This is a genomic window from Kitasatospora sp. NPDC057542 (genome assembly GCF_042801945.1).
GTDB lineage: Bacteria > Actinomycetota > Actinomycetes > Streptomycetales > Streptomycetaceae > Kitasatospora.
Genome location: NZ_JBHVFE010000314.1, coordinates 1 through 10,697, shown reverse-complemented (window position 1 = coordinate 10,697; position 10,697 = coordinate 1). Strand labels below are relative to the sequence as shown.

General features: G+C 72.0%; 8 protein-coding genes and 1 tRNA gene. 8 read left to right on the top strand and 1 reads right to left on the bottom strand.

Going from position 1 to position 10,697, the window contains the following annotated elements:
* Nucleotides 1-227: 227 nt before the first annotated feature.
* From ACFU7Y_RS30580 to ACFU7Y_RS30570, 3 genes are all read left to right on the top strand, one after another.
* Complete coding sequence (locus ACFU7Y_RS30580; RefSeq protein WP_380770343.1) at nt 228-1,808, top strand: MFS transporter; 1,581 nt, start codon at nt 228-230, stop codon at nt 1,806-1,808.
* 78 nt (nt 1,809-1,886) lie between these two features.
* Nucleotides 1,887-2,837: a carbohydrate kinase family protein gene (locus ACFU7Y_RS30575; protein ID WP_224283574.1), complete on the top strand. Its 951-nt coding sequence runs from the start codon at nt 1,887-1,889 to the stop codon at nt 2,835-2,837.
* 131 nt (nt 2,838-2,968) lie between these two features.
* Nucleotides 2,969-3,931: a trypsin-like serine peptidase gene (locus tag ACFU7Y_RS30570; protein WP_380770342.1), complete on the top strand. Its 963-nt coding sequence runs from the start codon at nt 2,969-2,971 to the stop codon at nt 3,929-3,931.
* Between the two features lie 124 nt (nt 3,932-4,055).
* Here the strand turns inward: ACFU7Y_RS30570 and ACFU7Y_RS30565 are convergent.
* A tRNA-Arg gene (locus ACFU7Y_RS30565) sits at nt 4,056-4,127 on the bottom strand.
* A 172-nt stretch (nt 4,128-4,299) separates the two neighbouring features.
* Between ACFU7Y_RS30565 and ACFU7Y_RS30560 the strand changes: the two genes are divergently transcribed.
* The 5 genes from ACFU7Y_RS30560 to thrC all read left to right on the top strand — a co-directional run bounded on the left by ACFU7Y_RS30560 (nt 4,300) and on the right by thrC (nt 10,659).
* A complete protein-coding gene (locus ACFU7Y_RS30560; protein WP_380770341.1) occupies nt 4,300-4,788 on the top strand; it encodes a response regulator in 489 nt (162 codons plus the stop codon).
* 83 nt (nt 4,789-4,871) lie between these two features.
* Nucleotides 4,872-6,533, top strand: a complete 1,662-nt coding sequence (gene argS / locus ACFU7Y_RS30555) for an arginine--tRNA ligase (RefSeq protein ID WP_224282753.1) — start codon at nt 4,872-4,874, stop codon at nt 6,531-6,533.
* Nucleotides 6,534-6,623: 90 nt separating this feature from the next.
* Nucleotides 6,624-8,069, top strand: coding sequence for a diaminopimelate decarboxylase (gene lysA / locus ACFU7Y_RS30550; RefSeq protein WP_224282754.1), 1,446 nt, complete (start codon nt 6,624-6,626; stop codon nt 8,067-8,069).
* 138 nt (nt 8,070-8,207) lie between these two features.
* Nucleotides 8,208-9,500: a homoserine dehydrogenase gene (locus ACFU7Y_RS30545; RefSeq protein WP_224282755.1), complete on the top strand. Its 1,293-nt coding sequence runs from the start codon at nt 8,208-8,210 to the stop codon at nt 9,498-9,500.
* Nucleotides 9,501-9,510: 10 nt separating this feature from the next.
* Nucleotides 9,511-10,659, top strand: coding sequence for a threonine synthase (thrC, locus tag ACFU7Y_RS30540; protein ID WP_224282756.1), 1,149 nt, complete (start codon nt 9,511-9,513; stop codon nt 10,657-10,659).
* The last annotated feature ends 38 nt before the right edge of the window (nt 10,660-10,697 follow it).

Sequence of the window (10,697 nt, the reverse complement as noted above, 5' to 3'; positions counted from 1 at the left end):
CCTCCTGATATCTGCGCATTTCACCGCTACACCAGGAATTCCGATCTCCCCTACCGAACTCTAGCCTGCCCGTATCGACTGCAGACTCCGTCCGGAGCCCCGGGGGCCTGGTTCATTCGTCCCGAAGATCCGGTTTGGTGAGATTTTGCCTTGCCATCCGTCCGGGCCGGGGTTTGGCTGGAAGGCGATTGTGTGACCTCTCCGCCCCACTCCGGAAGGTTCGGTCAGTGACTGTGCAAACCGCCACCGGTCATGAGGACGCGGGCCGTCGCCGCTGGTGGGTGCTGGCTGTCATCGCCACCGCCCAGCTCATGATCGTGCTCGACACCACCATCGTGAACATCGCGCTGCCGTCCGCCCAGCGGGACCTGGGCATCTCGGACGCCGACCGGCAGTGGGTGATCACCGCCTACACGCTCGCCTTCGGCGGTCTGCTGCTGCTCGGCGGCCGGCTGGGCGACCTCTTCGGCCGTGAGCGGGTCTTCACCGTCGGCCTGCTGGGCTTCGCCCTCGCCTCCTCCCTCGGCGGCGCCGCGGTCGGCCCGGCCATGCTCTTCGGCGCCCGTGCCCTCCAGGGCGCGTTCGGCGCCCTGCTCGCCCCCTCCGCGCTGGGGCTGCTCTCCACCACCTTCTCCGATCCGCGGGAACGCAGTACGGCCTTCGGCGTCTTCGGGGCGATCGCCGGCGGCGGCTCCGCGATCGGCTTCATCGCCGGCGGCCTGCTGACCGAGTACCTGGACTGGCGCTGGTGCCTGTTCGTCAACGTGCCGATCGCCGCCGTCACCGCCGTCGCGGCGTTCGGCGTGCTGAAGCGCGACCGCATCGAGAAGGACCGCCGGATGCGGCTGGACCTGCCCGGGGTGCTGCTCGGCTGCGGCGGCCTGCTGGCGATCGTCCACGGCACCTCCGAGGCCGTGGCCCGGGGCTGGGGCGACGGCCTGGTGCTCGGCTCGCTGGTCCTGGGCGTGGCGCTGCTCGCGGTGTTCGTCCTGGTCGAGCGGCGCACCGCGCACCCGCTGCTGCCGGTGCACATCGTCGCCGACCGCAACCGCGGCGGCGGCGCGCTCTCGGTCGGCCTGACGATGATCGGGATGTTCGGCCTGTTCCTGTTCCTGACCTACTACCTGCAGGCCATCAAGCACTTCTCGCCGGTCGTGTCAGGCCTGTCCTTCCTGCCCATGACGGCCGCCATCGTGCTGAGTTCGACGGGCTTCGCGGCCCGGATGATGACCAGGGTGCCGTCCCGGAACCTGATCGGCCCCGGACTGCTGCTCGCCGCGGGCGGCATGGCCTGGCTGACCCGGATGCGGGTGGACAGCCCGTGGGCCGCCCTGGTGCTGCCCGCCGAGCTGCTGATCGGCGTGGGCATGGGCCTGGTGTTCATGCCGGCGATGAGCCTGGCCACCCTCGGGGTCGCCCCGAACGAGGCCGGCGCGGCCTCGGCCACCATCAACTCGGCCCAGCAGGTGGGCGGTTCGGTCGGCACCGCGCTGCTGAACACGGTCGCCGCGAGCGCCACCGCGAGCTTCCTGGCCACCCGGGTCGCCTCCGACCCGGCGGTGCAGGCCCAGGGCGCGGTGCACGGCTACGTCGCCGCGACCCGGGTGGCGATGGGCGTGCTGCTGCTGGCGGCGCTGGTCGCGGTGCTGACGATCGACCACCGGCCGGCGCCCGGTGAGGCCACCGCGGTCGAGGCCGGTGCCGCGGAGACGGAGGCGGAAGCCGAAGCGGCGGCCGTACGGGCCGTGGACGGTCGGCCGACGGATCTGCGGGCGGAGGCGGGGGTGGAGCGGCCGTCGATCGATTGAAATTTGCAGCAAGGTCTTGCAGTCAACCTCCGGCGCCTGCTTGACTCCTGGCCACCATCCGGGGACCAAGGAGGCGCCGTGCTGCCCGAGAACGTGCTGTCCGAGACCGTGCCGTCCGAGACCGCGCCGCCGGAGTTCGACCTGCTCGTCGTCGGCGGAGCCGGCGTCGACACCATCGTCCGGGTCGAGCGGCTGGAGGTGCCGCCCGGCGACTCGCAGCTCGTCGAACCGGTGCGGGACTACGTCGGCCACACCGGCAACGGCGTCGCGCTCGGCGCCCACCACCTCGGCCTGCGCACCGCGTTCATCGACTTCCTCGGCGACGACGCGCAGGGCGACCTGGTCCGTGCCCACTACGCGCGCCACGGCCTGCACTTCGCGCACCTGGTGAGCCCGCACGGCACCCCGCGCGGGGTCAACCTGGTGGACGCGGCCGGCCGCCGGTTCTCCTTCTTCGACGCCCGCCACCCCGCCGACCTGCGGCTGCCGCGCGACCTCTACCTGCCGTACGCCGAGCGCAGCCGGCACGTCCACCTGTCCATCACCGGCGTCAACCGGGACATGTACGGCGACCTGCACCGCCTCGGCCGCACCACCTCCACCGACCTGCACGACTGGGACGGCGCCGACCCGCACTGCCGCGACTACGCGCTCGGCTCCGACCTGGTCTTCCTCTCGGTGGCCGGCTGCCGCGGCCGGCACGAGGAGGTGATGCGCGCGATCCTCGCCGAGGGGCGCGCGCGGGTGGTCGTCGCCACCGCCGGCGCCGAGGGCTGCCACCTGCTCACCCGGGACGACCCCGAGTCGCGCCACCTGCCGGCCGTCGACCCGGGCCGCCCGGTGGTGGACAGCAACGGCGCGGGGGACGCCTTCGTCTCCGGCTTCCTGTACGCCTGGTTCCGGGGCCACCCGCCGCTGGACTGCGCCCGGGCCGGTACGGTGGCCGGGGCCTTCGCCTGCACCGCCGCCGGAACGCACACCGCCTTCGTCGGGGCCGCCGCACTGGACGTGCTGCTCGCCGGCCGGTGACGCCGGGGGTGCGGGCGGGCGAGGGATTTCTCATCGAGCTCCAAGGAGTCGGTCACTCCCTTTCCAGGCTGAGGCGTCATAGTCGTTGACCGAACGCCGCCCCCGATCGCGCCCCGGCAGGAGAAACAGGCATGGGCAAGCACCGTCGCCAGAGGTCGCGCCGCCGCGGACTCCTGGTCCCGTCCCTGTTCACCGTGCTGTCCGCGGTCGCGGTCGCCGCGGTGCTGACCGGGACGCACGGACTGGACCTGTCCGACACGACGGCCGCCGGAAAGGCGGCCCGCAGCACCCGCGCCGCCGCCGCGCCCGCCCCGGTCACCGATCCGACGGCACCGGCCCCGGTCACGGCCACCACGCCCCCCGCGGCCGCGAGCCCGACCGCCGCACCGGAGACGCCCGATCCGGCCCCGGCGACGGCCACCCCCGCCACCCGTCCCGTCGTCCTCGGCGCCACAGGCCCGGCCCCGGCCGACGACCGCGAAAGCGAGACCGTCGGCGCGCTGTTCAGCGGCGCGCCGGCGGCCGGCAAGCACTTCTGCACCGCCAGCGTGCTGCACAGTGCCACCGGCAACCTGTTGCTGACCGCCGCGCACTGCCTCGGCAGCACCGACGGGATCACCTTCGCCCCCGGCTACCGCGACGGCTCCGCCCCGTACGGCGCCTGGCAGGTGACCGCGATCCACACCACCGCCGGCTGGTCCCAGAAGGGTGACGTGGACGAGGACTTCGCGATCCTGGAGACCGCCCCCAGCAACGGCCGCAACGTCGAGGACGTGGTCGGCGGCAACCGGCTGGGCGCCGACGAGCCGTTCGACGCGACCGTCCGCCTCTACGGCTACCCCGCCGACTCCGAGACGCCCATCCTGTGCACCAACGCCACCGGGCAGCAGAGCGCCTACGAGCGGGTCGTCCAGTGCCCGTCCTACCCGTCAGGCACCAGCGGGGGCCCCTGGATCAACACCGCCACCGGCGACGTGGTCGGCGCGATCGGCGGCTACCAGCAGGGCGGCGACACCGACGACGTCTCCTACGGCGCCTACTTCGACCACACCATCACCGACCTGTACGCCCAGGCGGAGACGGCCGCCTCCTGAGCCTCTGCGGGGGCCCGGTCCCGAACCGGGCCCCACCCGGCTCCAGCGGGCCCCGAACATGACGAAGGCCCAGATTCGTGGATCAACTCCACTGATCTGGGCCTTGGTTGCACTTCCTGCGAAGTGCCCCCGGTAGGATTCGAACCTACGCACCCGCCTCCGGAGGGCGGTGCTCTATCCCCTGAGCTACGGGGGCCTACTGGCCTGTCGGTCACTCGCGCTTCCGACGTGAGAACACTATCAGGCTTCGGCCGCGGTCCGTGCACGGGTTTCCCCGAAGATCCTCCCGACGGCGGCGCCGGCGGGCGGGGGAGCGGAAGTGCCCAAAGGCCGGACGGGGCGGCGGGGCCGCCGATACCCTCGGTGAGGTGTCGGGAGTGTCCGGGCGGGTCCTCGTGGTGGACGACAACGAGGCGATCCGCCAGCTGATCAGGGTCAACCTGGAGCTCGAAGGCTTCGAGGTGGTGACCGCCGCCGACGGCGCCGAGTGCCTGGAGGTCATCCGCCGGGTGCAGCCCGACGTGGTGACGCTGGACGTGGTGATGCCGCGGCTGGACGGCCTGCGGACGGCGGCCCGGCTGCGCGCGACCCCGGACACCAGCGGACTGCCGATCGCGATCGTGAGCGCCTGCACCCCGGCGGACCTCGACCTGGGGGAGACGGTGGGGGTGGACGGCTACCTCGGAAAGCCCTTCGACCCGGCGGACCTGGTGTCCCTGGTCCGACGCCTGATGCGGCTCAAGGGGCACCCCGACGGGCCGTCCGGCGAACAGGCCGACGGGCGGCCCGGCGGACTGGCCGCCCCGCCGCCCGATGCATTTCGCCCTGAGCGAACAGAGCGCACCGATCGCGGCTGAGACCCCGTAACGACGGCGCACCGGCGTCTCAACCGGTAAACCGGGTGGCGGGCGGGCACCCCGTCTCGCCTACGCTTGGCGTCGTGACCCCCGCAGACCTTTCCCAGGCAATCCAGGCCGCAGTGAGCTCCGCCGTCGAGGCGGGCGAGCTGGCCGTCGCCGTGCCCGAGCACGTGACGGTCGACCGGCCCAAGAACAGGGACCACGGCGACTACGCGACCAACGTGGCCCTCCAGCTCGCCAAGGCGGCCGGCAAGCCGCCGCGAGCCGTTGCCGAGGCACTGGCCGACCGCCTGCGAGGGATCACCGGCGTCGCCAAGGTCGACATCGCCGGTCCGGGCTTCCTGAACATCACCCTGGACACCGCCACCGCCGGTGCGCTGGCGCGCACCGTCGTCGAGGCGGGCGAGGCCTACGGCCGCAACGACGCCCTCAAGGGCCTGAAGATCAACCTGGAGTTCGTCTCCGCCAACCCGACCGGCCCGATCCACATCGGCGGCGTCCGCTGGGCCGCCGTCGGCGACTCGCTGGCGCGCGTGCTGCGGGCCTCCGGTGCCGACGTCACCACCGAGTACTACCTCAACGACGCCGGCGTGCAGATCACCAAGTTCGCCGCCTCGCTGCAGGCCGCCGCGAACGGTCGCGAGGTGCCCGAGGGCGGGTACGTCGGCGAGTACATCGTCGACATCGCCAAGGCGCTCACCGAGGCGATCCCGGGCGTGCTCGACCTGCCCGAGGCCGAGCAGCTGCAGGTCTTCCGCACCGAGGGCCTCAAGCTCATGGTCGCCGAGATCAAGCGTTCGATGGACGAGTTCGGCACCCACTTCGACGTGTGGTTCTCGGAGAAGACGCTGCACGACTCCGGCGCGGTCGAGAAGGCCATCGACCGGCTGCGCGAGCAGGGCCACGTCTTCGAGCAGGACGGCGCGGTCTTCCTGCGCACCACGGAGTTCGGCGACGACAAGGACCGCGTCCTGATCAAGGCCGACGGCGACAAGACCTACTTCGCCGCCGACGCCGCGTACTACCTGTCCAAGCGGGACCGCGGCGCCGAGGTCGCGCTCTACATGCTGGGCGCCGACCACCACGGCTACGTCAACCGCCTCAAGGCCATCTCGGCCTGCGCGGGCGACGACATGAACCACAACATCGAGGTGAAGATCGGCCAGTTCGTGAAGATGCTTCGCGACGGCGAAGAGGTCCGCATGTCCAAGCGGGCCGGCAACATCATCACGATCGACGACGTGGTCGAGTGGATCGGCGTGGACGCCGCCCGCTACACCCTGGCGCGCTCCTCCACGGACTCGACGATCACGCTGGACATCAACCTGCTGACCAGCCAGAGCAACGAGAACCCGGTCTTCTACGTCCAGTACGCGCACACCCGGATGTGCGGCGTGGCGCGCAAGGCCGCCGAGCTGGGCGTGGACAAGGGCACGGCCGAGCAGTTCAAACCCGAGCTGCTCGCCACCGAGTGGGAGTCCGACGTGCTCGGTCACCTCGGCGAGTTCCCGCGCGTGCTGGCCACCGCCGGTGAGCTGCGCGAGCCGCACCGGGTCGCGCGCTACCTGGAGGAACTCGCGGGCAAGTACCACCGCCTGTACGAGAACTGCATGTTCCTGCCCAAGGGCGACGAGGAGCTCAACGACACGCACCGCGCCCGGCTCTGGCTGGTCGAGGCGACGCGCACCGTGCTCGCCAACGGGCTCACGCTCCTGGGCGTGACGGCGCCCGAGCGGATGTAGGCACCACCCCCAAGCGCACAGCGGGGGCGGCTGACGGTCAACGGGGACCGTCGCCGCCCCTCGCCATAGGTCTCGAAGGAACCAGCAAAGATGAGCCGTTCCGCACACCCGGCAGGCCCCCGTCACGGCGACGTCCTGCCCGAGGGCCACTACCAGGCCCCGCCCGCCGACCTGAACGCGCTCGACCCCAAGGTCTGGTCGCGCACCGTCGCCCGGAACGCCGAGGGCGTGGCCACCGTCGGCGGCGTCGACGTCAAGCGGCTGGCCGCCGAGTTCGGCACCCCCGCCTACGTGCTGGACGAGGAGGACTTCCGGGCCCGGGCGCGTGCCTGGCGGGACGCCTTCGGCACCGACGCGGACGTCTACTACGCCGGCAAGGCGTTCCTCTCCAAGGCCGTCGTGCGCTGGCTGCACGAGGAGGGCCTCAACCTCGACGTGTGCAGCGCGGGCGAGCTGGCGGTCGCGCTGGCCGCCGGGATGCCGCCGCAGCGGATCGCGCTGCACGGCAACAACAAGTCGGTGGACGAACTCGAACACGCGGTGAAGACCGGTGTCGGGCACATCGTGGTCGACTCCTACGGGGAGATCGAGCGCCTGGCCGCGATCGCCGCCCGCCACGGCGTGCGCCAGCAGGTGCTGATCCGGATCACCGTCGGCGTCGAGGCGCACACCCACGAGTTCATCGCCACCGCGCACGAGGACCAGAAGTTCGGGCTCTCACTGAGTCTGGCTGCGCCGCGAAGCGGCTCGGTTGAGGGTGGTGGTGGGCGACGGGAGGGCGGGGGTGCGGCCGCCGAGGCGGTGCGCCGTGTCCTCGGCCACGACAGCCTGGAGCTGCGCGGCATCCACTCGCACATCGGCTCGCAGATCTTCGACATGGCCGGGTTCGAGGTGGCCGCCCGCCGGGTGGTCGGCCTGCTGGCCGGGATCCGTGACGAGCACGGCGTCGAGCTGCCCGAGATCGACCTCGGCGGCGGCCTCGGCATCGCGTACACCAGTGAGGACGACCCGCGCGAGCCGGCCGAGATCGCGGCCGCGCTGGCCGAGATCGTCCGGCGCGAGTGCGCCGCCGCGAACCTGAACGCCCCCCGGCTGAGCGTGGAGCCGGGCCGGGCGATCGTCGGCCCGACGGCGTTCACGCTGTACGAGGTCGGCACCGTCAAGCCGCTGGAGGGCCTGCGCACCTACGTCAGCGTGGACGGCGGGATGTCCGACAACATCCGCACCGCGCTGTACGACGCCGAGTACTCGGTGGCCCTGGTGTCGCGCACCAGCGACGCGGAACCGATGCTGGTGCGGGTGGTCGGCAAGCACTGCGAGTCCGGCGACATCGTCGTCCGGGACGCCTTCCTGCCGGCCGACCTGGCCCCGGGCGACCTGATCGCGGTGCCCGCCACCGGGGCCTACTGCCGCTCCATGGCGAGCAATTACAACCACGCCCTCAAGCCTCCCGTGCTCGCCGTCAGGGACGGGGCGGCACGGGTGATCGTCCGGCGCGAGACGGAGGAGGATCTCCTGCGTCTGGATATCGGATGACGAAATCCTCGTCTCAGATCATGGAACGACCGTAGATCCGTACGGAAAGTCCCGGAGACTGGTAGAGACCGAAGTTCCCGGCGGGCCCGGAAAACCCGCCGGAATTACCGAAGCACGATGAATGCAGAGCGGAGTCGGATGATGCGTACGCGCCCGCTGAAGGTGGCGTTGCTGGGTTGTGGTGTGGTGGGCTCCGAGGTGGCGCGCATCATGACGACGACGGCCGACGACCTCGCCGCTCGCATCGGTGCTCCGGTCGAGCTGGCCGGGATCGCGGTCCGCCGCGCCGGGCGGACCCGCCCGGGCGTCCCCGAGCACCTGGTCACCACCGACGCCGAGGCCCTGGTCAACCGGGGCGACATCGACGTGGTGGTCGAGGTGGTGGGCGGTATCGAGCCGTCCAAATCGCTGATCCTGTCCGCCTTCGAGCGGGGCGCCTCGGTGGTCAGCGCCAACAAGGCGCTGCTCGCCAAGGACGGCACCGAGCTGCACGCCGCGGCCGCCGAGGCCGGGGTGGACCTGTACTACGAGGCCGCGGTGGCGGGCGCGATCCCGCTGCTGCGTCCGCTGCGCGAGTCCCTCGCGGGCGACAAGGTCAACCGGGTGCTGGGCATCGTCAACGGCACCACCAACTTCATCCTCGACAAGATGGACACCACCGGCGCCGGCTACTCGGAGGCGCTGGAGGAGGCCACCGCGCTGGGCTACGCCGAGGCCGACCCGACGGCCGACGTCGAGGGCTTCGACGCCGCCGCCAAGGCCGCGATCCTGGCCGGCATCGCCTTCCACACCAAGGTCACCGCGGCGGACGTCTACCGCGAGGGCATCACCGAGGTGACCGCGGCCGACATCGCCTCCGCCAAGGAGATGGGCTGCGTGGTCAAGCTGCTCGCGATCTGCGAGCGGGCCGCGGACGGCGGGTCCGTCACCGCGCGCGTCCACCCGGCGATGATCCCGCTGTCGCACCCGCTGGCCTCCGTCCGCGAGGCGTACAACGCGGTGTTCGTCGAGGCCGAGGCGGCCGGTCGGCTGATGTTCTACGGCCCCGGCGCGGGCGGCTCGCCGACCGCCTCCGCGGTGCTCGGCGACCTGGTCGCGGTCTGCCGCAACAAGCTGGCCGGCGCCACCGGTCCCGGTGACTCCGTGTACACGCAGCTGCCGGCCAAGCCGATGGACGAGGTGGTCACCCGCTACCACGTCAGCCTGGACGTGGACGACCGCGCGGGCGTGCTCGCCCAGGTGGCGTCGGTCTTCGCCGAGCACGGCGTGTCCATCGACACCGTGCGCCAGCAGGGCCGCGACGGCGACGCCTCGCTCGTCGTGGTCACCCACCGTGCCACCGACGCCGCACTGTCGGCGACGGTCGACAAGCTCCGCGCGCTGGACAGCGTGCGGGACGTGGCCAGCATCATGCGGGTCGAAGGGGAATAAGGAACCAGCCATGAACGCCGTTGCCGAGAACGTCGTCCGAGGCGCGCACACCCACCAGTGGCGCGGCCTGATCGAGGAGTACCGGGACCGCCTGCCGGTCACCGCGGCCACCCCGGTGGTCACCCTGTTGGAGGGCGGCACGCCCCTGGTCCCCGCCCAGGTGCTCTCCGAGCGCACGGGGTGCGAGGTCTACCTCAAGGTCGAGGGCGCCAACCCGACCGGCTCCTTCAAGGACCGCGGGATGACGATGGCCATCTCCAAGGCCAAGGAGGAGGGCGCGCAGGCGGTCATCTGCGCGTCCACCGGCAACACCTCCGCCTCCGCCGCCGCGTACGCGGTGCGGGCCGGGATGGTCTCCGCGGTGCTCGTCCCGCAGGGCAAGATCGCCCTCGGCAAGATGGGCCAGGCGCTGGTGCACGGCGCCCGGATCCTCCAGGTCGACGGGAACTTCGACGACTGCCTCACCCTTGCGCGTGAACTGTCCGAGAAGTACCCGGTGGCGCTGGTGAACTCGGTGAACCCGGCGCGGATCGAGGGCCAGAAGACCGCGGCCTTCGAGATCGTCGACATGCTCGGCGAGGCCCCGGACATCCACGTCCTGCCGGTCGGCAACGCGGGCAACATCACCGCGTACTGGAAGGGCTACCGGGAGTACTCCCGCCCGTCTCCCGCCGCCACCCTTGACGGAGGCGCTTCGCGCCGCATCCTCCCTGGCCTCGCCACCCGCACCCCGCGGATGTGGGGCTTCCAGGCCGCCGGCTCGGCCCCGATCGTGGACGGCGCGCCGGTGCTCAAGCCGCAGACCATCGCCACCGCGATCCGGATCGGCAACCCGGCCTCCTGGGACTTCGCGCTCGCCGCGCGGGACGAGTCCGGCGGCCTCATCGACAAGGTGACGGATCGTCAGATCCTCTCCGCCTACCGGTTGTTGGCCTCGCAGGAGGGCGTCTTCGTGGAGCCCGCCTCGGCCGCCTCGGTGGCCGGTCTGCTGGCCAAGGCGGAGGCCGGCCTGGTCGACCCGGGCCAGCGGATCGTCTGCACCGTCACCGGCAACGGCCTGAAGGACCCGGACTGGGCGGTGGCCGGCGCGCCGCAGCCGCAGATCGTCCCGGTCGACCCGGAGGCGGCCGCCCGCAGCCTCGGACTGCTCGACCGGTAACGGGGTCTGACGCGTCGACGGGCCGACCCTTTCGGGGT

Bases quoted from the DNA above. Each gene is read 5' to 3' on its own strand.
- ACFU7Y_RS30570 (WP_380770342.1), top strand. From the start codon at position 2,969: ATGGGCAAGCACCGTCGCCAGAGGTCGCGCCGCCGCGGACTCCTGGTC.
- ACFU7Y_RS30545 (WP_224282755.1), top strand. From the start codon at position 8,208: ATGATGCGTACGCGCCCGCTGAAGGTGGCGTTGCTGGGTTGTGGTGTG.
- thrC (WP_224282756.1), top strand. From the start codon at position 9,511: ATGAACGCCGTTGCCGAGAACGTCGTCCGAGGCGCGCACACCCACCAG.
- lysA (WP_224282754.1), top strand. From the start codon at position 6,624: ATGAGCCGTTCCGCACACCCGGCAGGCCCCCGTCACGGCGACGTCCTG.